The sequence below is a fragment of the Feifania hominis genome (genome assembly GCF_014384765.1).
GTDB classification, from domain to species: domain Bacteria; phylum Bacillota; class Clostridia; order Oscillospirales; family Feifaniaceae; genus Feifania; species Feifania hominis.
In genome coordinates this window covers 247,359-272,618 of record NZ_JACRSP010000002.1, presented here as the reverse complement: position 1 = coordinate 272,618, position 25,260 = coordinate 247,359, and the positions used below count along the sequence as shown (strand labels likewise).

Here is a 25,260-nt window from a genome sequence, read left to right as displayed (position 1 = left end):
GGGGAGCCAGATGAAAATTCAGACGAGAGCCGAGGTGCTCGAACTGCTGTCGCTGCCGGATGAGGAGTTTCACAGTGCCGTGACGCCAGAGGCAAAGCGTACACACATCGAACACGGCGGCGCGGTCACAGCGAGCGCCATGCTCGGCTATTCCAACATCTGCAAAAATCAGTGCCTCTACTGCGGGATGCGCGCGGGAAACAGCGCCCTGCCGCGCTACCGCCTCGACCCGCAGGAGGTCTGCTCGATGATGGATACGGCGCGGGAAATGGGGCTTTCACGGCTCTTTCTCGTATCGGGGGAGGATCCGAAGTACGGCTTTGAAAATATTCTGCGCCTGGTGGAGGGCGCAAAGGAGCGTGGCTTTCGGGTCAGTCTTGCGGTAGGCGAGCTGCCCGATGACCACTATCGGGCGCTGCGCGATGCGGGGGCGGATGAGTTCGTGCTGAAATTTGAAATGTCTCAGCGCGAGGTCTTCAACCGTCTGAATCCCTCCACCGACTTCGACCGGCGCATGGCCTGCATCCGGGCGATTCAGTCGTCCGGTATGGCGCTGGCGTCGGGCAATATTGTCGGCTATCCCGGCCAGACGCTCGAGATGCTCGCGGACGACATTCTGCTCATGCGTGAGCTCGGCATCAGCTGGGCGCCGATCATCCCCTACATGCCGGCCGCGGGCACGCCGCTTGCCGCCGAGGGAGGACCGGGGAGCATCGAGTGGAATCTCAGGGAGATCTCACTTTTGCGGCTGATGATGCCGCACATCGACATCACGGCCCAACAGCCGGGGGAGAACCGGGGGGAGGGCCTTGCAGGCGTCAGCGGCAATCTCGCGGCGCTCGAGGCCGGCGCCAATTTGCTCTTTGTCGATCTGCTGCCGTCGGCTCTGGCGAAGAACTTCCGCGTGGTTGACGAGAGAATGATCAAGGGGCTTGCGCACATTCGCCATGTGGCGCAGCTCGCCGGCCTTGCGTTTTGTGTCCCCGGCGGGAGCGGCCGGGAGGAAGACAGGGGGAATTGCAATGAAACGAAAGATTGAGCTTCTCAAAACCTGCCGGGTCATCGGCGTGATCGACGCTGCGGATGAACAGCAGGCGCTGCGCCTTGCGCAGCTCTATGAGAGCGGCGGTGTGATGGCGCTGCTCGTGCGCCTGAGCAAACACGCGCCGGTCTCGCTTCTCTCGGCACTCGGCGAGCGGTACTCGTCGAGCATGGTCATCGGCGCAGGCAATGTGACCGACGCTGACACGGCCTTTGAGGCGGTGGAGGCGGGGGCGCGTTTCATTGAGACCCCGAGCTTTGATACGGCTATTTTCAAGACTTGCGGCAATCTGTCGGTGCCGGCCATTCCGGAGGCATTTTCGCCGGGCGAGGTGCGCCGTGCGCTGGCACTCGGCGCGGAGATCGTCGAACTCTACCCTGCGGTATCCCTGGGGGCGGATTACTTTGAACTGATGAAAAACGATCATCCTGCCGCCGCATTTATGGCGGCGGGCGGTGTGACGGAGGAGAACGCCGCGCGCTTTGCGGGCGCGGGGGCGGATCTGATCCGGGCGGACTTCTCGCGCTGGGCGGCGGATGAGGCGCTTTTTGTCAGAAAGGTCAAGGCCATTCTCTCGGCGGCTCAGTCGGTCTGAGCGCTGTCGGGAACCAAATCGGTTTTGTTGCAGTCTAAGCAATAGGAACACCCGCACTTTCACATCTGCTGAAACGGAGGGATTGATTTGAAAAACAGAAATTCGGTTCGACTGCTTGCACTCGCGGCGGTATTCGTCCTTGTCACGGCGCTGTTTGCAGGCTGTTCGGCAAAGGCCAGCGACTACTATACCGGTGAGACCACCAGTCCCGGCGCCCCGATGGAAAATGGCTTCGACATGGACGTCGGCGCACAGCCGGACCCGGAGTTTTCCGGCGACGGAGCGCTTGTGACGCCAACGGAGTTCGACCCGTCGCAGAAGCTGATTTACCGCGGCTACCTGCAAGTTGAGAGCCTGCGCTTTGACGAGGCGGTCGCTGCGGCAAAGGCTCTGCTCGCTGAGCTCGGCGGCTTTGTCGAGAGCTCGAGCACGTCGTCGGACGTCTACTATCCGTCTGACTCGGATACGGCGGTGCCCCAGAACCGCTATGCGAGCTTTGTCTACCGCGTACCGCAGGCCCGCTTTGAGGAATTCATGAATTCTGCGGGCCGCATTGGAAACGTGGTAACAAGCAGCTCGTCCGCCGAGAATATCACGACTCAGTATCTCGATACCGAAGCGCGGCTCAAATCTCTCGAGCTCCAGCGGGACAATCTGCTCGCCATGATGCAGAAAGCCGACCGCGTCGAGGATATGATCACCATCGAGACACGCCTGTCTGAGGTCATCTACGAAATCGAGAGCTACACCTCACAGCTGACAAATTGGCAAAACCAGGTTGACTACAGCTATGTTGAGCTCAACATCCGCGAGGTGGTGCGCTACTCCGACCGCCAGAGTGTGACGCTGTCTTTCGGGCAGCGGATCTCCAATGCTCTGCGCCGCTCGTGGAACAACTTTGTGGACTTTTTGCAGGACGGCGTGATCAGCCTGATCGGCATCTTCCCGTTCTTGGTGCTGCTTGCCGTGGCGGCTGTTGTGGTCGTTGTGATTGTCAAGCTCTCACTGCGGCGCAGAAAGACCCCGAAGCCTCCGGTGGAGCCTCCGCAGGAGCAAAAGGACACCTCGGAGCAGTAGAAAAAAGAGCCCACGTTCGAGGCTCTTTTCCGTAGTTACAATATAAAGAGGCAAAAAGGGAGAGGACAGCACGTCCCCTCCCTTTTGCTTTTACCAGGCCGCGACGGCGCCGTCAGCGCGCGGCTCGGTCGCGCCCATGAGCACGCCGTCCTCGCCGCGCCAGATGATCTGGCCGCGGCCGAAGGCATAGCTGTCGGTTGGCACGCGCATGTGGTGGCCCTTTCGCACCAGCTCCTCGGTTTGAGCGGCGGGAAAGTCGCGCTCAACTTCGATGTCCATGCCGCCGACCCACTGCCAGCGCGGAGCGTCGAGAGCCTCCTGCGGGTTCATCCCAAAGTCCACGGTGTTCATGACCATCTGCACGTGGCCCTGCGGCTGCATGAAACCGCCCATGACGCCGAACGGGCCGACCGGTTTCCCATCCCGGCTGAGAAAACCGGGGATGATGGTGTGGTAGGGCTTTTTGCCCGGCGCGACACAGTTGTCGCTCGTCTCGTCAAGTGAGAAGTTGTAGCCGCGGTTGTGCAGGGCAATGCCGGTGCCGGGCACGACGAGTCCCGAGCCGAAGCCGACATAGTTTGACTGGATGTAACTGACCATGTTGCCCTCGGCGTCGGCGGTGCACAGATAGATCGTGCCTCCGCTTGCGGGGTCGCCCGCCTCAGGTGCGCGGGCGCTGTCGCCGATGAGCTGGCGGCGCTTTGCCGCGTATTCCTTGGAGAGAAGCTGCCCTGCGGTCACCCGCATGTCACGCGGGTCTGTGACATAGCGCTGCCCGTCGGCGAAAGCGAGCTTCATGGCCTCAAGCTGGCGGTGGAATGTCTCAGTGTCATCGCGTCCCCTGAACGTAAAGCCCTCGAGGATGTTGAGCGCCATGAGCGCCACGATGCCGTGGCCGTTCGGCGGAATCTCCCAGACATCGTAGCCCCGGTAGTTTGTCGAAATGGGGTCAACCCACTCGTTGTGGTACGCCGCGAGGTCTTCGGCGCGCAGGTAGCCGCCGGTGCTGCGGGAGAAAGCGTCGATGCGCTCGGCAAGCGCCCCACGGTAGAAGCTCTCACAGCGGGTGGCGGCAAGCTCGCGCAGCGTTGCCGCATGGTCGGGTGAGCGCCAGATCTCACCCGGCTGAGGCGCATGCCCGCCGGGAGCGAAGACGCGAAACCACTCGCGGTAGGCGTCGTCTGTAAGCTTTTCGGAAAAGTCACGGAAAGTTCTGCCCCACAGATGCGCGGTGATCGGGGAGACCGGATATCCCTCCTCGGCATAGGAGATGGCGGGCGCGAGCAGGGACTCGAAAGGCAACCGGCCGAAGCGCTCGCTGAGCGACGCCCAGGCGGAGACGGCGCCCGGGACGGTGACCGCACCCCAGCCGAAGCGGGGCATGGATGTGTGGCCGGCCTCGCGGAGAGCCTGCGCCGAGAGCAGCGCCGGCGCGTTGCCGCTTGCGTTGAGGCCGTAGAGCCGCCCGCCCGTCCAGACGAGGGCGAAGCTGTCGCTGCCGAGACCGTTTGAGGTGGGCTCGAGAACCGGCATACAGGCGGCCGTGGCAATGGCGGCATCAATGGCGTTGCCGCCCTGCTTGAGGATGTCGAGCCCCGCGGCCGCAGCCAGCGGCTGCGAGGTGCAGACCATGCCGCGTCGGGCATAGGTCACCTGCCGGCGGGAGGAATAGCGGAATTTGAGAGGGTCGTGAGAGGGAAACATGGCAGTGATTCATTCCTTTCTTTTTGTTGTCACATCAGTGGAGCAAACAGCCGCAGAACCGCACGCAGCAGCCTGGTATAAAAGGGCACGCCGCGGCACTGGGCCAGTGTGATGGGCTCGCACAGCTCGAGCGTCGACAGATAGTCGCGCTTGATGTCGGCGATACAGGGTGTCTCATAGAGCAGCGCCGCACACTCAAAGTGCAGATTGAGGCTGCGGTAGTCGAGATTGATGGTGCCGACGACTGCGTGGCGGTCGTCGCTGACAAAGCTCTTGGCATGCAGAAAGCCCGGGGTGTACTCGTAAATTTTGACCCCCGCCTCCAAAAGCTCTTCGTAGTGCGCCCGCGTCAGAGTGAAGACCAGCTTCTTATCGGGGATATGTGGGGTTGTGATGCGCACATCGACTCCCGATTTTGCCGCCGCACACAGCGCCGTCATCATCTGGCTGCTGACGATGAGATAGGGCGTGTTGATGTACACATACCGCTCGGCGCGGTTGATGAGATTTAAGTAGGCGGTCTCACTCACCGGCTCATAGTCGAGAGGGGTGTCGCAGTACGGCTGCACCACACCCGCCGCGACCGCAGAGGGCGGCAGCGTGGGCCGAAAGCGCTCGTAGTCCTCGTCCTCTCCGGTGAGATAGTCCCACATGGAGAGAAACATCACCGTAAAGCTCCATGCAGCGTCCCCGCGCACCGAGAGAGCCGTGTCTTTCCAGTGGCCGTGCTTGACGCGGGCGTTGATGTACTCATCGGCGAGATTGATGCCGCCGGTGAATGCAGTGTTGCCGTCGACGACCAGAATCTTGCGGTGGTCGCGGTTGTTGAAGCTCGAGGAGAGAATGGGCCGAAAGGGGTTGAACACCCGGCAGTGAATGCCCCTTTTTTCAAGCATCTGCCGGTAGTCTGCGGGCAGCGTCATGATGCAGCCGAAATCGTCGTAGATCAGGCGCACATCAACCCCCTCGCCGGCCTTTTTGACGAGCAGCTCGAGGATGCTGTTCCACATGCGTCCCTCTTCGATGATGAAGTACTCCAGAAAGATGAACCGCTCGGCGCTCTCGATGGCCTCGAGCATCTTCGGATAGGCGTCGTCGCCGAGGGGGAAGTATTCGCACTCGGTGTTCCGATAGGGGGGACAGTGCGCAGCGTTTAGAAGATAGCGTGCCTGCGCCGCGGCTGAGGGGTCGGATACGGCGAGTTCGCTGAGCACACAGCCGGGCGAGACGGCGGCCTCGAATCGCCGGGCAACCGGGCGCATGCGCCGCTGCCCGCGGCGCGAGAGCTTGCGTCCGCCGAAGATGAGGTAGAGCAGACCGCCAAATACGGGCAGCGCCAAAATGGGGATGATCCAGGCGATTTTGTAGGCGGGATCCGAGCGGCTTCCAATGATGTAGAGCACCACAAGCAGGCTCAGAGCGACCATAATGAAGTAAAACGGGACAAAGTAGGCCTGAAAGACCAGCGTCATGATGAGAAGAACCGCCGCCTGCAGCGCGATGAGAAGACTGACGATCACCACGCGGTGGGTCAGATAGGACCAGATTCTCTTCACGGTTTCACCCCCAGACGAATAACAACAGTTTACCATGAGAGTGGGCAAAAGAAAAGGCCGCGGTGAAAACCGCGGCCTTTTCCGGGAATGGGGTGGGAAAACAAGGAAACAATATGGAGTGGGCGTCACGGTTTGCAGCCCGTGACCTTAGCTCTGCTTCCAAGGACAAGTATAGGCGGCCGGCGTGACGGCTGTTTGATGAAATTGTGTATCTTTTGTGAAAATTAACTTTTTTGTAAGAGTCGAGCAGTTGAATCGCCCATTCTGGTGTGATAGAATTATTTTGTTTGATTATGTCGATTGGGAAGTGAAAGTGTTGGATTTTATCAAAAATCTGTTTGTGACAAGGCGCGGCCGGGTCTACCCGTGGGTGGGCTTTGCCGTCTCCTTTATCTATATGGAATTGCTGTTTCGCTTTCTCGCGGTGGGCCAGTGGGGTTTTGGCGTGGTGCGCTCGCTCTTCTTTGCGCTCTTTGCGGGGGTGCTGATGGGGCTTCTGTGCAGCCTGTTCGGCCGGATTGCGAACTTTGTGCTCTCGGCGATCACCCTGTTTGTCGCGGGCTTTTTCTTCTCGGCGCAGCTCGTCTACCACGACATTTTCAAGACCTACTTCACCTTTTACTCCGTGCGTACCGGCACCGGTCAGGTCATGGGCTTTTTCAACGAGATGATGGCCGGTATCTGGCACAATCTGCTCGGCATCGTCCTCTTTATGGTACCGTTTATCTGGCTTCTGATTTTCGGCCGTCACGTCATGACGTTCCGGCGCATTGATCTGCGCCGCGGAATTGTGACGGGTGCTGCGGCGGTTCTCATAGAGTGCGCTGCCATTTTGCTTCTTCTGCCGGGCGGCAAGGAGATGTACTCCGCCTTTGATCTTTATTTTCACACCGACTCGATCGACCAGTCGATGGCGGAACTGGGCCTCGGTGCGACCATGCGCGTCAATCTGCACCGCACGATCTTTCCACCGGAAGCGACCATCCCCATCTACGAACCGGAGGATGATCCCGGCGGCAGTGACGAGCCCGATCCCTCGCTCCCGACGGAGCCGGTTGTCTATGAGCCGAATGTCATGGAAATCGACTTTGACAGCCTGATTGCAAACGGCACGGACGAGACGCTCAAGAAGATGGATGAGTACTTCTCTCAGGTGGAGCCCACGCTTCAAAATGAGTACACGGGCATGTTCAAGGGCTACAATCTGATCATGCTCACGGCAGAGGGCTTCTCCTCCTATGCGGTGGATGAGGAACTCACGCCGACTCTCTACAAACTCACCCACGAGGGCTTTCAGTTCAACAATTTCTACAACCCCATCTGGGGTGTCAGCACGTCGGACGGCGAGTATGTCGCCTGTACCGGGCTCCTGCCGAAGGGCGGAGTGTGGAGCTTTTACCGCTCGGGCAGCAATGCCATGCCGTTCGGGCTTGGCAACCAGTTTCACAAGCTCGACTACTCGACGCGCGCCTATCACAACCACACCTGGAAGTACTACAAGCGTCACATCTCCCACCCCAATATGGGCTATGACTACAAGGCGGTTGGAAACGGTCTGAATGTCAAACGCACATGGCCGGAATCCGACCTGGAGATGATGCAGGTCACCATTCCCGAGTACATTGACGATCAGCCGTTCCACACCTATTACATGACGGTCAGCGGCCATCTGCAGTACACTTTTGTCGGAAACGCCATGTCGGCGAAGAACAGGGCGCTCGTGGAGCACCTTGACATGTCCGACCCCTGTAAGGCCTATCTGGCGGCAAACATTGAGCTCGACCGGGCGCTCGAGTATCTCATCGAACAGCTTGAGGCAAAGGGCATCGCAGACAAGACTGTCATTGTGCTCTCTGCCGACCACTATCCCTATGGCCTGGAAAAGGAGTTTATCGACGAATTTGCCGGCCACGAAGTCGACGAGACGTTTGAACTCTACAAGAGCAGCCTCATCATCTGGACAAAGGGGCTGCCCCATGTCGAAGTCGACCGGGTCTGCTCGAGCCTTGATATTCTGCCGACGGTATCCAATCTCTTCGGTCTCGACTACGACTCGAGGCTTCTGATGGGGCGGGACATCTTCTCGACCTCCTCGCCGCTGGTCATCTTCAACTCCAACAGCTTCATCACCGACCGCGTCAAGTACAACGCGAAGACCAAGACCGCCGAGAGCCTCGACGGAACCGAGGTCGACGAGGAGTATCTCAGCCAGATGAAGAAGATTGTCAAAAACAAGTTCAGCATGTCCGCCAACATCCTCGATCAGAACTACTACGCGCATGTGCTTCCCGTCCCCGAGCCGGTGGAACAGACCGGTGTGCCGGAATCCTGACAGAGAGGCGCCGCCCGCCGGGCGGCGCCTTTTTGTACGGTGAGAATCAACTCTGCGTTCGACAGACTTGACACAGCACGAGGACGAGACTGTTTTGTGAAAATCCGCTGCGCTCGATAAAAAGAACCCGCCGGGTAACCGGTGGGTTCTTTTTATCGACGCATGAGCCCTTCGATGATAGCCTGTCTTGCCTCGCGGATGGATGAATACGGCGCACTTGCGCCGAGTATATAGCGCGCGGCCTCATTGTATTCGTCGAGTGTATGGCCGCTGTCGGGCAACATCTCAATGCGGCGCGCCTGCTGCGGAGAAATTTTCAGATAGCGCAGATCGGATAGATACTGACACCCGAGATAGTCTGCGTATTCCTCCAACAGGTCCATACTGTCGGCACCTCCAACTCCATTATTTCCCCTAATTTTACCATAGTGTTCGATCGGAATCAACAATTACAGCTATAATTTGAGTGATGGCTGTCTGCATCTTACCGGACTTAACTGGTAAACTAAGCACAGGTGATGCAGATGGGAATTGATTATGGCGCGATTGGGCAGCGCGTACAGAGGCGGCGCAAGGCGCTGGGCAAAACGCAGGATTATCTGGCAGAGGCGCTTATGGTTTCGGTGGGCTACATCAGCCAGATTGAGCGGGGTGTCACGCGGGTCAATCTTGAGACACTCGCAAAGATCGCGCAGGTTCTCGGCTGTGAGATTACCGATCTGCTCAGCGGGGTCAGCACACCGCGCGAGAGCTACATGCTCGGCGAGCTGGAGAATCTTGTGCGTAGAATGTCGCCCGGCCAGAGGCGAATGCTCGCGCAGATTGCGGACATTCTGCTCACGGAGGAAGAGAAGATGAAAAAATAGCGAAGCTGCCGTCTGTGGCAGCTTCGCTTTTTCACAGTCCGTTTTATGGGACAGATCATCTGGTAGAATCAAAGCATCGAAACAGTCGGGAGGGATTGCGGTGCTGGATGATCTGTTTGGCTATGAGGGAGAGGAGCCGGGCGCAGGGCTCACGTTTTTGCGCCTTGTCAACGCGGCGCTGTGCGTTGCCTGCTTTGCGGTGGCGCTGTTCGGCGGCTGAAAAGCGCGCGGAAAACATCCCGCGCGCTTTCACTCAGAGGCCGGCTGCGGCGCGAAAGGCCCCGCTTAAAAAGGCGGCAAAGCCCGGTGCGCGCCGGTCGAGATTCTTTTGAAAGCGCTCGTCGGCGAGATACATCTCGCCGAGCCCCGCCAGGATCTCGTCGGTACAGGGGTAATAGTGTTCGGTGACGTGGGCCTGAAAGCGGCGCACCAGCGCCTGAACACGCGGCGAGTCGGGGGGATTGCCCATCTCGTCGGCGAGCGCGTCCCAGATCTCGTCGGCCTCGGCCTGAATGCGCTGCCAGTCCTCAGCGGTGTAGCCTCCCGTGCGGCGTTCGCTCTCGCGGTAGGCGTCGGTGGCGCCCCATTTTCTGCGCGCCTCGTCGGCGTATTCGGCCCGGGCGCGCTCAATCTCTGTCAGGTCAAATTCCTGAAAGCTCATCTTGTTCACTCCTTTGCTTCGCTGGTCGAGAAGACGTATGAGCCCGTCCAGGCGCCGCCGCTGGGCGAGCAGCAGCTTTCGCTGGCGGCGCAGGGCCTCGTCTTCATCGAAGGAGGGATCGTTTAAAATCGCCTTGATTTCCCGCAGGGGAAAGCGGAGCTCGCGGAAGAACAGAATCTGCTGCAGGCGGGAGAGCGCTCTCTTGCCGTAGAGCCGGTAGCCGGCCGGGGTCACCTCGTCAGGCGGCAGCAGACCGATCTCGTCGTAGTAGTGCAGTGTGCGTACGCTCACACCGGCGAGCTGCGATACTTCACGCACGCTCTTCATTCGATCACCTCCTCTTTTAAGATACACCATCACGAAGCGTCATAGTCAAGGGTTTTTTCAAAAGTTTTCGGGAGCCAAAGCGCTTCTTGACGGGTGGCGGGCGGCGCGGTATGATACAGATATCTTACAGATTATGGGAGGAGTCGACATGGACGCAACGCTGACAAGGGAGCAGGCTTACGAGCTGCTCAAAAAATACAACCAGGAGGACTTTCATCTGCAGCATGCGCGCACGGTGGCCGCTGTGATGCGCTATTTTGCCGTTGAGCTCGGCTATGGCGCCGACGCCGATTTCTGGGAGATTGTGGGGCTTCTCCACGACATCGACTTTGAGCAGTACCCGGATGAGCACTGCAAAAAGGCGCCGGAGCTTCTGGCCGGTCTGCCCGATGAGCTCATCCATGCTGTGGTGAGCCATGGCTACGGACTGTGCAGCGACGTGGAGCCCACCCACGAGATGGAGAAGATTCTCTTCGCGGTGGACGAGCTGACCGGTCTCATCGGCGCGGCGGCGCTCATGCGCCCGTCAAAGAGCGTGCAGGATATGGAGCTCAAGTCGCTCAAAAAGAAATTCAAAGACAAAAAGTTCGCCGCCGGCTGCTCGCGCGAGGTGATCGCCCAGGGGGCCGAGCGCCTCGGCTGGGAGCTCGACCGTCTGCTCGATGAGACGCTCGGCGCCATGCGGGCCGTCGAGGCGGACATCGCGGCGTCATGATTCAGTATATCTGCGGCAACCCGCGCGCGTGTACTGTCCACGCGGACGGCCTTGTCGTCAGCCCGCTTGACGCGCCGCGCTCGCCCGGCGAGTTTGAAATCAACGTCGTCGATTTGGACGACATGGGTCTCTGGTGCCACAGAGCCGCAGACACCACTTCGATTGACGGTTATCAGGACCTTGTCAATCTGCACAGGATGATCGAAAACAACCCCGCGAGCCGGATTTTGATTCTTCTGCCGCAGGACGGTGAGTTCAGATACAACATTGTCAGCGGCACGTTTCGATTTCGCCAGTACCTGAAAAACATGCTCGACGACGTCCGTGACATCGTGGGGGATCTCTGGCCCTGCGTCGGTTTTACCCTGAGCTATGAAAATACGACAACGAGGGTCGGGAAATGCCAGCTGCCGGCATCCTTTCACTTCATTCTGCCGCCGGCGATCAGCTCGGCAATACCGGGGGACAATCCCTTTGCCGGCGCCCGCAGGCCGGCGGACAGACCGGATGTTTTGCTGCGCTCGGTCAAGAGCGAAAAGATCACTGCGCTGAAAAACGACCGCGTGGCCTTTTGTACGCTGCGGGTGGAGAGCTACCCGCAGCTGGAGGAGCTCCTGCTCGAGATCGGCTATCTGCCGAAGCCGTGTGGGCAGCAGCTTCCCGACTGGCTTGCAGAGCTGACCGCCTTTGACGACGCGGCGCGCCGCGAGCAGATCGCGCGCAGCCGGGAGACGATCGCGCGGCTCGAGGCGGGAATCGACGAGGCACGCCAGGCGCTCGAGCGCAACAACCGCTACAAGAGCGTCCTTGTGGAGAGCGGGGATGCGCTCGTGTCGGTGGTATTTGAGATGCTCGAGCGGATTCTGGACGTCGATTTATCCCACTTCAAAGATGACTTCCGCGAGGATTTCCGCGTCGACGCCGGCGATGTGACGCTGATCGGTGAAATCAAGGGCGTGAGCACAAACGTCCGCTCGGAGCACGTGTCACAGCTTGAGGTTCATGTACAGAGCTACCTCGACGAGCTGCGCGACGAGGGGCGCGAGGAGACGGTTCGGGCGCTTTTGATCATCGCGCACGAGCGCTCAAAGCCCTTGGCCGACCGCCAGCCGGTCAGCGAGGCACAGGTGGCGCTCGCGAGGCGAAACGGCAGCCTGATCGTCGAGACGCGCACACTGCTTCGGCTCTTTGAGCGGGTGACGGACGGCACGCTGTCCCACGAGCAGGCGCGCCGGATTCTCACGGAGAACACCGGCCTTTTGGGCCTGGAGAGTTAGGCGGCCGCGCAGGGGCGCTTCCATATGGCAGGACAGACAGCTGGGCTCTCTGCGCCCGGCTGCGGGGTGGGAGCCTTTTGATACGATATTTCAAAATCGGGGCGTTGCCCCGATTTTTTCTTGACTTCTTCTTACTACTATGATAGTATAAAAACAGGTTTACTACTACAATAGTAAGGAGGGGCAACATGGGAGCACCGAAGATACAGGAGAGCGAGCTGCGGGTGATGAATCTGCTGTGGGAGCACGCGCCGCGCACCGCCGCGGAGCTTGCAAACCAGCTTGCCGAGAGCGTGGGATGGAGCCGCAACACCACCTACACGGTCATCACCAAGCTTGTCAGAAAGGGGATTGTCGAGCGCACAGACCCCGGCTTTGTCTGCCGGCCGCTCATCGGGCGCGACGCGGTTCGCATCGCCGAGACACAGAGCCTGGTGGAAAAGTTCTTTTCCGGTTCGAGAAAGCTGCTCTTCACGCAGATGATCGAGCAGGAGGAGTTTACCGACCGCGAGCTCGAGGAGCTTCGCGAGCTGATTGATCGGAGGCGGGAACATGACTGAGCTCTTTGTCCGGGTTCTCCAGTACTCGCTGTGGGGCGGCGTGACGGCGGGCGTCATCCTGCTGGTCAAGGCCGCCGTGGCAGGGCGGCTCTCACCGCGGTTCCACTATCTCATCTGGCTGGTTCTGCTGGCAAAGCTGCTTCTGCCGGGCGGCATCGAGAGCCCGATTTCCCCCTTTCGGCTGACCGCACCGCTGGAACAGCGCGTTCTCTATGACGCGGGTCAGGCGGCCCCCTCGCCGACAGGCGGGCAGCAGGCGGTCTCACCGGGCGAGCCGGTCGCGGTGCCGCCGACGACACAGACCGCCTCGCCGAACCCCGCTGCCACCGCTGCGCCGGCGCAGCGGTGGACCTGGCGGGACACGGGCGCCGTGCTGTGGCTGATGGGTATGGCGGTCTACGCGGCGGCTCTGGCCGCGGGCTACGGCAAAACCCGGCGCACACTCCATGCCGTACCGGACGACGCGCACATCCACACGCTCTTTGAGCAGGCGAAGCAGGGGAAGCTGCGCCGGGTCAGACTCATGGCGACCGACTGTGCAGGCCCCTTTGTATTTGGCTTTTTCCGGCCGGTGGTGGCCGTGCCGCAGGTGCTTTTGGATGAGGCGGATGACGGGGCGCTGTGCGCCGTGCTGGCCCATGAGCTGACGCACATCCGCCGGCTTGACCCGCCGGTGCGCCTGCTCACGCTGATTTTACAGGGCATCCACTGGTTCAATCCCGTGCTCTGGTGGGCCTTTTGGGCAATGCGGCGCGACTGCGAGCTGGCGTGCGACGACGATGTGCTGCGCGGGCAGGATGAGCAGACCCGCGCGGCGTACGGGCGGGCGCTTCTGGCGGTCGCAGGCAGCGGCCGCGGTCCGCGTGCGGGGAGCATGATTGCCTTTTCCAGAGGCGATCTCAAAGCCCGCATCCGGGCGATTGGCAGCGGCAGGCGCTTTGGCGTGGCCGCTGCGGGCGTGGGCCTTGCCGTGGTGGCGATCCTTTTGATTCTGCTGCTTCCGCAGGCGGCGAAGAACTCGGAGGACGGTGTTGAAATCGGCGGCGGCTACCGCCTCATTCTGCCGCAGGGGTATGCCGACGAGTGCGAGCTTACCACCGGCGACGGCGCGCTCGTGACAGTCTATCACCGCGAGAGCGCCGCATATGGCGAGAGTGTGGGTGCGGCGGACAAACTCGGCCGGCTCTTTACGCTCGAGAGAATTGCCCGCGCCGACTGGCCGCAGGAAAAACGGCGAGGACGGACCGGCGGCTTTGCGGCCATCGGCTCGGACGACGAGGCGATCTATGTGATGACGACGCCGGGCGACGTTGTGTACAGCGAGCAGACAAGAGCGGACTATGAGCGTCTGTCGCTTCAAAACGAGTGGATTGCAGATGCCTTTTTGCAGGCCAACGGTCTGACGGGCTACGCCGATTGGGCTGCACAGGGAGAGCTGTCCATTCTTCTCGTGCCGGACGGGGGAACCACCGACGAGGGAGACACAGAGGTCTTTCAGGTGGGGCTTCTGCCGGACGGCACACGCACGCTCATCGACGAGGGCGGCCACATGCTCTATGCACAGGGCTTCGAGGCGTTTGAGCTCTTTGAGACGGGAATCGGCGTGATGAGAGACGGCCTCTGGGGGCTGACGGACCGAACCGGACGCATGCTTTCGGACTGCGCGTACACCGAGCTCACCGAGGAGCGCCTTGGGAGGATGCCGGTGGTTTTCGGCACAGACGGCGAGGGCGGCCGGCATGCGCTCAACCGCCCGGGCGGTGCGGACGCATCGCCGAGGGAGAAGTACTACTTCTATTTTGCCGAGCACCCCTCCCAGCTCGGGCCGCTGGTGGGCGACGGGGGCCGGTCTGACGCCAAGGGGCTCACCGACGACAACCTGATGGCCTTTGCCATCATGAATCTCTATGATGAGGGGTATGAATACAACTATGAAGCGGGCGTCGAGGCCGATGTGATCGATGCGCTGCTCATCAAATATTTCGGGCATACGGCGTCGAGCTATGTGACAGACTACACCGAGTTTGTCCCGGGAACCGACCGCATTCGCGCGACCGGCTGGGATTTTCACGGCAGCTACCACATGGTTCTTCAGAGATTGACCGAGCAGCCCGACGGGAGCCTCAGCGGCATGTTCGATGTGTACTACGTGGGTGAAATGCCGGAGCCGGAGGAGCTTGCGCTACTCGGGGAGAACTGGGCCGAGGCCTTTCTCGCGGATGACCTTTCAGGGCTCGCGTCCTTTTTCCACTGCCGCTGTGAAATCAATTTTGACGAGCTCGGCGAGGGAGACGACTTCTATCTGAGATACAACAGCATTGATTTTGTAAGCTGATGTTGCCGGCACAGCAATAGAAAAAGGGAGAGAAGCAGATGCTTCTTTCCCTTTTTTGCATACCAACAATTGCCGGTATGTCGGTCCTGTGACTCCGATATACTGATTTAAAACATATTTTATATACGTCTTAACCAACTATAAAACGATACACTCGCAAAGTATAATATTGGTAAAAACGAAATACGTCGAGTGAGTAAGGGTATGAAAGATGTTCTCAAAGAAATCACAAGATTAAGATTGGAGCGCGGTTGGACAGAATACGAGTTGGCCAAACGTTCGGGGCTGTCCCAGTCAACCATATCCACGTGGTATCGAAAGGACCAGATTCCAACCATTCAATCTCTTGAGAAAATCTGCAATGGCTTTGGTCTCACGCTATCCCAGTTTTTTGCAGAAAATCAGGATGCCGTGTCACTTACCAGTGAACAAAAAGACATGTTGGACAACTGGTCGGCGTTGAGCGCGGCGCAAAAGCGGATCATCAAGGATCTGCTGAAGAATCTCGATACCACGGCAGCCCCCATTCATTCAAAATAAAAAGTTGTGATTATATTTTATCAAGACTAACTAGACAAAATGGATGAAAATTATGGTAATACTTGTAATTTCGAGTAAAATGTGCTAAAATAGACACAATTCGACAAGATGTATCCTGGAAAGCGTCTCGAGGAGGAAAAACGCCATGTTGATTCCCAAGAGCGACGGCCCGATATGCGACAGCTGCATGTATTTCAGGCTGCACTATGTAAAACTGGGCAATTCGTTTGGAGAGACCGGGGACGGGCACTGTGTCTATCCGAGGCTGAAGCTGCGCCGACGCTTCACAAAGGCCTGCGAGCACTATGTCCCAAGAGAAAAAGACGAGAAGAAAGCGACGCCGTAAGGCGCCGCTTTTTTAAGCAGTCTCTACTGCTCCGTTTTCGTGAAGAGCTCGTAGAGCCCCACGAGAAAAATCAGGCCCGCGAAGCACTTTTTCACAATGCCGCTGTCCATGTCTTTGACAAAGAAGCTCACGGCCGCCGCGACCGCCGCGCCGCAGATGCCGCACCAGAGCACAGTCTTGATGTCAATGGTTTTGTTTTTGAGATGGACGATGAGAGCCACGACGGCCGTGGGCAAAAAATAGAGCAGGTTGATTCCCTGCGCCTTGAGCTGGTCATAGCCGAAAAAAGAGGACAGCAGAATGATCAGCAGACTGCCGCCGCCGATGCCCATACCGCTGACAACACCGGTCGCCGCGCCGAGCAGAGCCTGAAAAATCGGGTTATCCAAAAAACATCATCCTCACTGCCGAATACAGCAAAAATAAGGCAAAGCCCTTTTTGAGCAGCTTCTTGGGAATTTTCTTGAGAAATTTTGCGCCGAAAAAGCCGCCGACTGCGCCGCCGACCATGAACCAGATCGCATCGCCGAGCGTCACGACACCGCCGGTGAGGTAGACGCCGAGCGTCATCAGGCTCATCATGATGGTGATGCCGATGGCCGAGGCGTGGGCGACCTTGATGGGCAGCTTGAGAACCTTTTTGAGCAGCGGCACGAGAACGAGCCCCCCGCCTCCGCCGAACATGCCGTTGACAACGCCGGTGACCGCGCCGACGGCCAGACTCTTTGCCGGCGCGTGCGCCACATCGGGCTGATTTTGGCCGGTCTTCTCTGGCATGGGAGCGCCTCCTTTCCTACAGACAAAAAACACTACACATCTGATGTGTAGTGTTTTCCAATTATCGGCGTTTATTCAGTGGACGCCCCTACTTCAGGAGCGCTCGTTTTTGCTGGTCTCCTCCAGCCCGCAGGCGAGAACCTCATCCACGACAAGTACGTTGATCAGGCCGCTTCGCAGGATACTCAGCGTGGGCTCCAGCATATCGAGCCCCGCAGCGGTGCCCACTGTGATCGGCACATTCTCGAGCAGATCCAGATCCATGGCAATGACACGGTCGTTGATACCGGCATTGCAGGGCATGCCCTGAAGATCGAAATAGCGCCCGCAGACACTTGACACGGCGGCGAGATCACCCAGCTGAAGAGAGTCGGCATAGGAGAGCCACGGCTCCCGAAGTTCGCTGGAGAGCCGCGCGCGCAGGGGGCTGATCTCCAGCAGGGCGATGGACAGATCGCTGTACTTTTGAAAAACCTCCATGCAAAGCGGCTCCTGTAAAAAGAGCTGCTTGAGCTGCTTGGTCTTGACCATCAGCGGCGCGGGCAGAATGTAGGCGTTGCCGTTGAAGCGATTGGAAAAGGAGACGGCGATGCTCTGGCTGTCCTCCACGGTGAAGTGATTGGAGGTGCCGCCCATGAGCTGAACACAGTCGACGTGCAGCCCTCTGGTGTTGTGAATGCCGCGCATGGCGTAATAGCTGATCCGGCCGCTTGTAACGCCGACGAGCATCCCGTTTTTCAGCACGCTGACAAGGTAGGCGGCAAGCCTCTCGCCGACGTTTCTTGTGGTGCGCTCCATATCGGAATGGGAGGAGGCGATGACGACGTCCTTGAGGTGGTAGGCCTGACAGAGGCGGCCTGCTATTTCCGGGTGCTTGGTCACAGAGTCGTTGATGGAAATCTCGACGATACCGTCTTCAAGGCTCTTTGAGAGAATGCGGGAGATGTTGGAGCGGCTCATATTCAGTCTTTTTGCAATTTCATCCTGCGGCAGCTTGTCACGGTAGTACATTTTGGCGACGGTAATCATCTGCTGCCTGCGCTGATCGCGGATTTCCGCTTCACCCATTGTCGTCACCCCGATTGCTTAGTTTGCCGGAAAAATTTAACTTAATAAAACTAGAATACCCTATTTTATGGTATAAATCAACCATTTCAAAATCAGACAGAATGCCGTGACATCGGCGGCCCATACAGATTTCGGGCCGCCGATGTCACATGTGGAGGAGACTTCAGCGCGACGCGAGCATCTGATAGGCGCGGGCAATTTCCTGCGCCGTTGCCTGCGCACCGATTTCCTGAAAATGTTCCATAGACGGGTGCAGAGGCTCGCAGGCCGCGGGGCCCTCATAGCCGTGCGAGCCGAAGAGCTGATAGATTTTTCCAGCGTCAATGAGACCGGTCGTCATGGGCATGGCGCGCTCCATGTCGAGCTGTTCCTCGGGTTTGCGGCCGGCCGCGGCGTCGTTGACGTGCAGCCCGACCATACGGTCGGTGTGCGCGAGGGCGAAATAGAGATCGTCCAGCCGCGCGCCCTCACAGTACCAGTGATAGGTGTCAAAGAGAAACGCGGCCTTGAGCTCCGCCGCGTCGGCGAGCGCGCAGACTCCCGCAATCGAGTGCACAAATGGGTGCTCATAGCGGTGAAGTACGTCGCGCGGGCCGAGAAACTCGAGCCCATAGCGAATGCCGTTGTCCTCAAAGATGCGGCCGACCCGGCGAATGCGGCGGACATGCCAGTCAAAATTCCGCTCAAAGGAGCGTTCGGGATTCGATGACCAGATGTGGTTGTACGCGTAGCGGACGCCCATTTTCGCCGCGGTCTGTGCCTGGCGCTTGAGGGTTTCGATTCCACGCTCGAAGAGCGTGTCGTCCACATCGGCCGCATAGAAGTCGACGGGTGTGAACATGATTCCCCATCGAAGCCCGAGTTCCCATACGAGCCGGGCGAGCTCAAGCGCCCGGTTTTCCTGGTCAAGAAGAGCGCTTGGCACGCCGATTGCCTCGATGCCGGCGTCGGCGGCGAGCTTTGCGTAGGTGAAATAGTCTCCGTTGAAACTGTAGAATTTGGGCTCGTATACCGTGTACATAGAGCGCCTCCTCAATTATTTTTTGGTTGCAATGTGGTTGATGTTGCGCAGCTCTTTCATGACGCCGCTTGCGCCCGTGCCAAAGTAGTCGTGCAGTTTTTCATACTCGCGGTAGAGGCGGTCGTAGATGCCCGCATACCGCGGGTTCGGCTGATAGCAGACGGCAGAGGGCTTTGCCATGGCCGCGCTCGCCTGCGAAACGGTATCATAGCCGCCGCGGCCGCTGCCCGCCGCAACTGCGCCGTAGATGGCCGCGCCAAAGGCGGAGGTCTGCTGTACGCCCGAGATGTGGATGCGCCGGCCGAGCACATCTGCGAAGATCTGCATCACAACCCGGCTCTTGCGCGAGAGGCCGCCGCAGGCGTAAATCTCGCGCACGGGGGAGACGTCCCGCTCGAATTCGCTGAGAATGCGCCGCGAGCCAAAGGCGGTACCCTCGATCAGCGCGCGGTAGATTTCCTCGGGCCTAGTGGAGAGGGTCAGGCCGACGATCATGCCGGACAGGTCGGAGTTACAGAGCATCGAGCGGTTGCCGTTCCACCAGTCCAGAGCGAGAAGTCCGCTCTCGCCCGGGCGGATGGCACCGGCTTTCTCGTCCATGAGTTGAAAAATGTTGACGTTGCGGCTCGTGACCTCCTGCAGGGTGCTCTGCGCAACCAGGTTGCGAACAAACCAGTCGTAGATGTCGCCGACGGCGGCCTGACCGGCCTCATAGCCATAGCAGTCCGGCAGGATGCCGTCGCGCACCACGCCGCTGATTCCCGGCACAAGAGCTTCGCGCGGACAGGTGAATATGTGGCACAGCGAGGTGCCCATGTTGAACAACATGGTCGAATCCCCCGTGGCGCCGATGGCGGGAAAGGAGCTGTGGGCGTCGATGTTGGCGACGGCCACGCTCGTTCCCTCACACAGCCCGGTGAGCTCCGCCATTTCGCGCGTCAGACCGCCCGCCCGCGTTCCGAGAGGGTAGACCTGCTCGCCGAGCTTCTTTGCGACGACATGCTCCAGACGGGGGTCGAGCGCTTTGAAAAAGTCCGCCGAGGGATACCCGTGGTCAGGGCTCCAAAAGGCCTTGAAGCCGGCGGGGCCGCTGCTCTTTTTGAGTTCTCCGGTGAGAAGATACACGATCCAGTCGCCGGCCTCGACAAACCGAAAGGCACCCTCATAGACCTCGGGGGCGTTTTCCAGCGTCTCGAGAATTTTGGCGAACATCCATTCGCTTGAGCAGTTCCCGCCATAGCGGCTGAGGAACTCCTCCCCGCGCTCCCGGGCGAGAGACGTGATCCGGTCGGCCTGTTTTTGTGCGGTGTGGTCTTTCCAGAGCTTGGGCCAGCTGTGGTAGTTCTCACGGTAGTCCGGCTGCTGGCAGAGCGGCTGCAGATCGGAGTCGAGAGGCAGCATGGTGCAGGAGGTAAAGTCTATGCCGATGCCGACGATCTGCTCGGGGGAGACCGAGGACTTGTGGAGAATATCCCGCAGCAGTCCCTCGAGCGCGTCGCGGTAGTCCATGGGATTTTGAAGGGCGCAGCCCGCAGGGATGGTCACATCGGTTCCCGGCAGATACTGGTCGATCACCGCGTCCTGGTAGCCGAAGACGGAGACCGCCGCCTGTTCGCCGGTTTTGATATCCACGAGAACGCCGCGCGCCGTCAGAGTGCCAAAGTCAATGCCAATGGAGTAGAGCGGCTGTTTCATAGTGCATTCGTCCTTTGTCTTATGTATTGGCGCGTGAGAGTACCTGTTTCAAATAGGCGACGGTTCCGGGAAACTCCCACTCTTCGTGGATGCCGTGCGCGATGATGCCGCCGCGGTAGCCCGCGCTTTTGAGCAGGCCGACAAAGTAGTCAAAGTCGACGATGCCGCGCCCGGCCGAGGTAAACGAGATACCCGGTCCCTCGCGGATGTCCTTGCCGTGGGCGGCGATGATGTCGTCCGCGAGCAGATCAAAGGCGCTCGCGAGGATATCGTAGCTGTTTTCCAGGCGCGCCTGCCCGTCGTGAAAGAGATTGGCGGGATCCATGATGATGCGAAGCCGGGGACTTGCCATCTCGTCGAGAAAGCGCCGCGCCCGCTGCGGAGAAGAGACGACGTTGGAGGCCTCGGTTTCCACACCGAGAAACACGCCATAGCGCTCGGCGATTTCGACGAGCTCTGCGGTGGTGTGCAGCAGATCGCTCCACGCATCGGGCAGATCGTTTCCGGGATGGCGGCGCCACATATTTTGCGTATCGCGGCTTCCGGTGCACAGGGTGATAAGCGGACAGCCGAGGACAGAGCAGGCCTTTGCTATTTGCTCAAACCGCGACACGCCAGCCTCTCTTATACGGGCGTCCGGGTGAATCATGTTGAATGTGCCGTTGACTGCGGTGATGGCGATGTTGGATGTTCGAGCCGCCGCCGCGATTCGCGCGGTGAGCTCGGGGGAGATTTCATCGGGCAGCTGCTGCGTGCCGACAGAGCCGAAATCGAACTGCATTTCCTCAAACCCGAGCCGGGCGGCCTCGGAGAAGACCTCCTCCACGCTCGGCCTTGTGATTTCTACGGAGTACATGCCAAGTCTCATTTCTCTTCCTCCCTCTGGCGCCGCGCTTCACGGTCGCCGCCGTTTCCGGTGGGAATTTCGCGCTCGACGGGAAGCCAGTCGAGTACGCGTGTGACAGCCCGGTCCCACACTGCCCACTCATGAACGCCCGGCTCCTCATGATAGCGGTAGGGCACATGCAGCTCGTCGAGCTTATGGCGAAAGGTCACATTTGTCGGGTAGAGATAGTCCTGTATACCAATGGAAATATCCAGCTTCGGAAGCTCGCAGCCGGACTTTACGCGGCGCTCAAGAAGCGAGAGCAGATCGTTGTCAGAGCCGCGGAATCGGTCGAGAGAACCGAAGTTCAGCTTGAAATCAACAAGATTTCGATAGGCCTCGGGGTTTTCCAGGCGCAGCTTTTCCTCGGCGGCCTGATCGCCGATAAGCTGTAAATAGGGGCGGTCTTTGCTGTGTTCCCACATGTCGAGAACCCCCGACATGCTGGCCACGGCGGCGTAGCGTTCGGGATAGGTGAGACCGAGTTTCATCGCGCCGTAACCGCCCATTGACAGCCCGGCGGCAAACGTGTCCTCCCGCCGGCGGGAGATGCGGAAAAAGCGGCTTGCCACCTCGGGGACCTCCTGCGCGAGAAAGGTGAGATAGTCATAACCGAGCGCCTGGTCGGAGTAGCAGCTGCGGTGAACCGCAGGCATCACCACAGCCAGCCTGCGGCCGGCAACGTAGCGGTCCAGAGAGGTGCGGCGCAGCCAGATGGTGTGGTCGTCCGACATGCCGTGCAGCAGGTAGAGCACGGGCAGGTCACTCTTCCCGTCCCAGACGGAAGCCCCCACGCCGATTCCCTGGTCGGGTTCGGGGAGTATGACCTCCATGGTGCAGGTGAGCCCCAGAACCTGTGAGTAAAAGTGTGTCGTGATGAGTGCCAATGATATCCCTCCTGTTCCTTTTTTTGCGGGCGGCGAGTGGAATATGTGAATGTTGATACCGCTGACCGCAATTTTTTCAAGTTGAGACTATCATTCGCAGTTTCCAAAGTCAATCGAAAATGGTAAAAATTTATTTTTTGAACTAAAATTTGGATAATTACACAAAAATAGCGTGATATATTTTCACAAATGTTAGAAAATTGGTTTTATTATTGACAATTGGCAAAATTGCAAGTAGGATTCTGGTAAAGGTGGTCACCGGGGCGTGGCTGCCAGGCAATTTTGTCCGGATGGACCAAATGAAAAAGGAGGAACTCACTATGAAACGATGGATCTCTCTTCTCTTGGCAGTGTGTATGCTCTTCTCTCTGGCGGCCTGCAGCAATGGGCAGGAACCGACCCCGCCCGACGGCGATCAGACCCAGCCGGGCACAACCAACCCGGACGATGAGCCCGGAACGACGGGCGAGCCCGAGCTTGTGACCGACTTTACCGTCGGAATCTCTCTGAACAATCTGGACCAGTATCAGACGATGATGTATGAGACACTGGTAGAGGAAGTGGAGGCGCTGGGCGGTAAGGTCACCATGTTCAACGCCGACGGCTCCGTGGAAAAGCAGCTGGCGGATGTCGAGTCGCTCATCACGCTGGCGCCCGACGTCATCGTGGTACAGTCGGTCGACCCCGACGGCTCTGTGCCTGCGGTGGTGTCGGTCAAACAGGCGGGAATCCCCGTTGTGGTCTATCAGCTTCAAATGAATGTCAAGCCAGACCAGTATGATGCGATGGTCAATGTGTCGGATTCCGGCATCCGCGGAAAGATGCAGGCGCGCTGGCTCAAAAACTGGCTTGACGAGCACCCGGGCGAGACGCTCAAAATCGGCTACCTGCTCGGCGCGCCCAACGGCGGAAACGTCGGCTACAAGGGATTTGCCCAGGAGCTGTATGAGGACGAGAAATACAAGGACCGCGTGGAAGAGGTCATCAACAAAAATGCAAACTGGCTCATGCAGGAGGCAGTCAGCATCGTGGAGGACTGGCTGGTGGCTCACCCCGAGATCAACGTCATTGCGGCGGAAAACGACGAGATGGCGATGGCGGCCGTCAATGTCATCAGCTCGGCGGGACTCGACCCGTCCAAATATCTCACGCTCGGTATGAACGGCGACCCGCAGGCGCAGGAGCTGATTCTGGAGGGAAAAATGTCCATGTCGGCGTTCAACTCCAAGCGCATCATCTGCCGCATCTGCGCGCAGACCTGCCAGAAACTCGCCTCGGGCATTCGCTTTGACGGCGACAAATTTATCGACACCATCGAGGCCTACATGTACCCGATGGACATCACCAACGTACAGGAAATCCGCGACAGCGGCATCGCCGATTGAGACAGCTTCCCGGGGAGGGGCAGGTCTCGCCCCGTACCGCCCCTCCCCATTCACTCACAGGAGGAAGAAACATGCAGCAGACCATTTTGGAACTTCGGGAGATCAGCAAACGGTTTCCCGGCGTTCAGGCTCTGAATCATGCAGGGCTCGAGATCAGAAAGGGTGAAATTCACGCCGTTCTCGGCGAGAACGGCGCGGGAAAATCCACCTTGATGAAAGTGATCCTGGGAATGTATCAGCCCGACGAGGGGGAGATCCGGTGGCGGGGAGAGCGGACCTCCTTTAAAAACCCGCATGCGGCGCTGTCGCGGGGCATCTGTATGATCCACCAGGAGATCAGCCTTGTCCCGTCGACGACCGTGGCGGAAAACATCTGGATCGGCCGGGAAAAGGACTTCACCGACTTCGGTGTGCTCAACCGCCGGCGCATGGTCAAAAAGGCGAGGGAACTCCTTGACCGGTTGGAAATACACATCGACCCCCGTATGAGAGTACAAAATCTAAGCGTTGCCAATATGCAGCTTGTGGAGATTGCGCGCGCGATCTCCTATGAGGCCGATCTCATCATCATGGATGAGCCGACCTCGGCTCTGACGGAGTCTGAGATTCAGCTTCTCTTTAAAATAATGAGAACTCTCACCGGGCAGGGAGTGGCAATCATTTTCATCTCCCACAAGCTCGATGAGGTGCTCGCCGTGGCCGACCGCATCACCGTCATGCGCGACGGGCAGTACATTACTACCGTTGAGGCCTCGTCGACAACGGAAAATGACCTCATCCGCTGGATTGCGGGACGTGAGCTCAAAGACCTCTATCCGAAAGAGGAGGCCGAGATCGGACCGACGGTTCTCGAAGTTCGGCATCTGAGCCGCCGCGGCGTCTTCGACGACGTGAGCTTTGAAGTACATCAGGGTGAGATTCTCGGTTTCAGCGGGCTGATGGGCGCGGGGCGAACGGAGATCATGCGCGCCCTGTTCGGCATAGACCGCTGTGACTCGGGTGAGGTGCTGCTGCACGGGAAAGAGCTTCGAATCCGCTCTCCCAAACAGGCCATTGAAAGTGGAATCGGCATGCTCACCGAGGACCGGCTGCGCATGGGGATTCTGCGCACGCTTCCCGTGCGCGCCAACATCTCCATGGCATATCTTGACAAACTCACCAATGCGGTTGGTTTTGTCAATCACCGCCGCGAGGCGCGCGACTGCGAACAGATGGTGCAACGGCTCAACATCAAGCTCGCGAGTCTCAAACAGATCATCACGAGTCTCTCGGGAGGCAACCAACAAAAGGCCATCATCGGCCGCTGGCTGCTGGTCGACCCGAAAGTTCTCATTCTCGATGAGCCGACGCGGGGAATCGACGTCGGCTCCAAGTCGGAGATCCACCGCCAGATCAGTCTTTTGGCCCAGCAGGGAATGGCCATTATCATGATTTCGTCGGAGCTGCCGGAGGTCATGGGGATGAGCGACCGCATTCTTGTGGTGCGCGGCGGAAAAATTGTGGGCGAGCATCTACGCGGCCAGTTTGATCAGGAGACCATCATGAAAGAGGCCTTTGGGCAGACCGCCCGCGAGGCCGTTTCCTAGATGTGAAACAGGACGGATGGTT

Annotated in this window: 24 protein-coding genes; 13 read left to right on the top strand and 11 right to left on the bottom strand. The window is 59.0% G+C overall.

Features of this window, described 5'->3' with window-relative positions; genetic code table 11:
• Positions 1-10: 10 nt before the first annotated feature.
• The 3 genes from H8695_RS04785 (at position 11) to H8695_RS04775 (ending at position 2,714) form a co-directional block, all read left to right on the top strand.
• Positions 11-1,039: a biotin synthase BioB gene (locus H8695_RS04785; RefSeq protein ID WP_249299762.1), complete on the top strand. Its 1,029-nt coding sequence runs from the start codon at positions 11-13 to the stop codon at positions 1,037-1,039.
• Positions 1,023-1,637, top strand: coding sequence for a bifunctional 4-hydroxy-2-oxoglutarate aldolase/2-dehydro-3-deoxy-phosphogluconate aldolase (locus H8695_RS04780; RefSeq protein WP_249299761.1), 615 nt, complete (start codon positions 1,023-1,025; stop codon positions 1,635-1,637). Before H8695_RS04785 ends, H8695_RS04780 begins: the two co-directional genes overlap by 17 nt.
• Positions 1,638-1,724: 87 nt before the next feature.
• On the top strand, positions 1,725-2,714 hold the full coding sequence (locus H8695_RS04775; RefSeq protein WP_249299760.1) for a DUF4349 domain-containing protein: 990 nt from the start codon (positions 1,725-1,727) through the stop codon (positions 2,712-2,714).
• A gap of 90 nt (positions 2,715-2,804) precedes the next feature.
• Here the strand turns inward: H8695_RS04775 and H8695_RS04770 are convergent, their stop codons facing one another.
• Positions 2,805-4,418: a gamma-glutamyltransferase family protein gene (locus tag H8695_RS04770; RefSeq protein WP_249299759.1), complete on the bottom strand. Its 1,614-nt coding sequence runs from the start codon at positions 4,416-4,418 to the stop codon at positions 2,805-2,807.
• 29 nt (positions 4,419-4,447) lie between these two features.
• Entirely contained in the window at positions 4,448-6,010 is a 1,563-nt protein-coding gene (gene cls / locus H8695_RS04765) for a cardiolipin synthase (RefSeq protein WP_249299758.1), read from the bottom strand.
• A 280-nt stretch (positions 6,011-6,290) separates the two neighbouring features.
• On the opposite strand from cls, the gene H8695_RS04760 reads away from it, so the two are divergent.
• A complete protein-coding gene (locus H8695_RS04760) occupies positions 6,291-8,306 on the top strand; it encodes an LTA synthase family protein (RefSeq protein WP_249299757.1) in 2,016 nt (671 codons plus the stop codon).
• A 152-nt stretch (positions 8,307-8,458) separates the two neighbouring features.
• Here the strand turns inward: H8695_RS04760 and H8695_RS04755 are convergent, their stop codons facing one another.
• Positions 8,459-8,689 (bottom strand): hypothetical protein, encoded by a 231-nt coding sequence (locus H8695_RS04755; RefSeq protein ID WP_249299756.1) that lies wholly within the window; start codon positions 8,687-8,689, stop codon positions 8,459-8,461.
• A 141-nt stretch (positions 8,690-8,830) separates the two neighbouring features.
• Here H8695_RS04755 and H8695_RS04750 point away from each other — a divergent pair, with 141 nt between their 5' ends.
• The gene (locus H8695_RS04750) at positions 8,831-9,172 is read left to right on the top strand and encodes a helix-turn-helix domain-containing protein (RefSeq protein WP_249299755.1); all 342 of its coding nucleotides are present in this window, start codon (positions 8,831-8,833) and stop codon (positions 9,170-9,172) included.
• 253 nt (positions 9,173-9,425) lie between these two features.
• Here H8695_RS04750 and H8695_RS04745 read toward each other — a convergent pair whose 3' ends face one another.
• On the bottom strand, positions 9,426-10,160 hold the full coding sequence (locus H8695_RS04745) for a MerR family transcriptional regulator (RefSeq protein WP_249299754.1): 735 nt from the start codon (positions 10,158-10,160) through the stop codon (positions 9,426-9,428).
• Positions 10,161-10,293: 133 nt separating this feature from the next.
• Here H8695_RS04745 and H8695_RS04740 point away from each other — a divergent pair, with 133 nt between their 5' ends.
• From H8695_RS04740 to H8695_RS04715, 6 genes are all read left to right on the top strand, one after another.
• Complete coding sequence (locus H8695_RS04740; protein ID WP_430413287.1) at positions 10,294-10,875, top strand: hydrolase; 582 nt, start codon at positions 10,294-10,296, stop codon at positions 10,873-10,875.
• Positions 10,872-12,152: a hypothetical protein gene (locus tag H8695_RS04735; protein ID WP_249299753.1), complete on the top strand. Its 1,281-nt coding sequence runs from the start codon at positions 10,872-10,874 to the stop codon at positions 12,150-12,152. Before H8695_RS04740 ends, H8695_RS04735 begins: the two co-directional genes overlap by 4 nt.
• Positions 12,153-12,340: 188 nt before the next feature.
• Positions 12,341-12,712, top strand: coding sequence for a BlaI/MecI/CopY family transcriptional regulator (locus tag H8695_RS04730; protein ID WP_249299752.1), 372 nt, complete (start codon positions 12,341-12,343; stop codon positions 12,710-12,712).
• A complete protein-coding gene (locus tag H8695_RS04725; RefSeq protein WP_249299751.1) occupies positions 12,705-15,047 on the top strand; it encodes a M56 family metallopeptidase in 2,343 nt (780 codons plus the stop codon). Before H8695_RS04730 ends, H8695_RS04725 begins: the two co-directional genes overlap by 8 nt.
• Before the next feature lie 204 nt (positions 15,048-15,251).
• A complete protein-coding gene (locus H8695_RS04720) occupies positions 15,252-15,587 on the top strand; it encodes a helix-turn-helix domain-containing protein (protein ID WP_249299750.1) in 336 nt (111 codons plus the stop codon).
• A gap of 145 nt (positions 15,588-15,732) precedes the next feature.
• Positions 15,733-15,933, top strand: a complete 201-nt coding sequence (locus tag H8695_RS04715) for a hypothetical protein (RefSeq protein ID WP_249299749.1) — start codon at positions 15,733-15,735, stop codon at positions 15,931-15,933.
• Positions 15,934-15,956: 23 nt separating this feature from the next.
• Here the strand turns inward: H8695_RS04715 and H8695_RS04710 are convergent, their stop codons facing one another.
• The 7 genes from H8695_RS04710 to H8695_RS04680 all read right to left on the bottom strand — a co-directional run bounded on the left by H8695_RS04710 (position 15,957) and on the right by H8695_RS04680 (position 22,267).
• Positions 15,957-16,322, bottom strand: coding sequence for a sulfite exporter TauE/SafE family protein (locus H8695_RS04710; RefSeq protein ID WP_249299748.1), 366 nt, complete (start codon positions 16,320-16,322; stop codon positions 15,957-15,959).
• Positions 16,315-16,710: a TSUP family transporter gene (locus H8695_RS04705; RefSeq protein WP_249299747.1), complete on the bottom strand. Its 396-nt coding sequence runs from the start codon at positions 16,708-16,710 to the stop codon at positions 16,315-16,317. The genes H8695_RS04710 and H8695_RS04705 overlap by 8 nt, the downstream gene beginning before the upstream one ends.
• Positions 16,711-16,803: 93 nt before the next feature.
• The gene (locus H8695_RS04700) at positions 16,804-17,778 is read right to left on the bottom strand and encodes a sugar-binding transcriptional regulator (RefSeq protein ID WP_249299746.1); all 975 of its coding nucleotides are present in this window, start codon (positions 17,776-17,778) and stop codon (positions 16,804-16,806) included.
• A gap of 163 nt (positions 17,779-17,941) precedes the next feature.
• Positions 17,942-18,799 carry a sugar phosphate isomerase/epimerase family protein gene (locus H8695_RS04695; protein ID WP_249299745.1) on the bottom strand — a complete coding sequence of 286 codons (858 nt, stop codon included), beginning with the start codon at positions 18,797-18,799 and terminating at the stop codon, positions 17,942-17,944.
• Between the two features lie 15 nt (positions 18,800-18,814).
• On the bottom strand, positions 18,815-20,494 hold the full coding sequence (locus H8695_RS04690) for a ribulokinase (protein WP_249299744.1): 1,680 nt from the start codon (positions 20,492-20,494) through the stop codon (positions 18,815-18,817).
• Between the two features lie 19 nt (positions 20,495-20,513).
• Positions 20,514-21,362 carry a sugar phosphate isomerase/epimerase family protein gene (locus H8695_RS04685; RefSeq protein ID WP_249299743.1) on the bottom strand — a complete coding sequence of 283 codons (849 nt, stop codon included), beginning with the start codon at positions 21,360-21,362 and terminating at the stop codon, positions 20,514-20,516.
• Positions 21,359-22,267 carry an alpha/beta hydrolase gene (locus H8695_RS04680; protein WP_249299742.1) on the bottom strand — a complete coding sequence of 303 codons (909 nt, stop codon included), beginning with the start codon at positions 22,265-22,267 and terminating at the stop codon, positions 21,359-21,361. Before H8695_RS04680 ends, H8695_RS04685 begins: the two co-directional genes overlap by 4 nt.
• Positions 22,268-22,587: 320 nt before the next feature.
• Between H8695_RS04680 and H8695_RS04675 the strand changes: the two genes are divergently transcribed.
• Both H8695_RS04675 and H8695_RS04670 read left to right on the top strand, forming a co-directional pair.
• A complete protein-coding gene (locus H8695_RS04675) occupies positions 22,588-23,652 on the top strand; it encodes a sugar ABC transporter substrate-binding protein (protein WP_249299741.1) in 1,065 nt (354 codons plus the stop codon).
• Positions 23,653-23,723: 71 nt separating this feature from the next.
• On the top strand, positions 23,724-25,238 hold the full coding sequence (locus tag H8695_RS04670) for a sugar ABC transporter ATP-binding protein (RefSeq protein ID WP_249299740.1): 1,515 nt from the start codon (positions 23,724-23,726) through the stop codon (positions 25,236-25,238).
• Positions 25,239-25,260 lie beyond the last annotated feature (22 nt).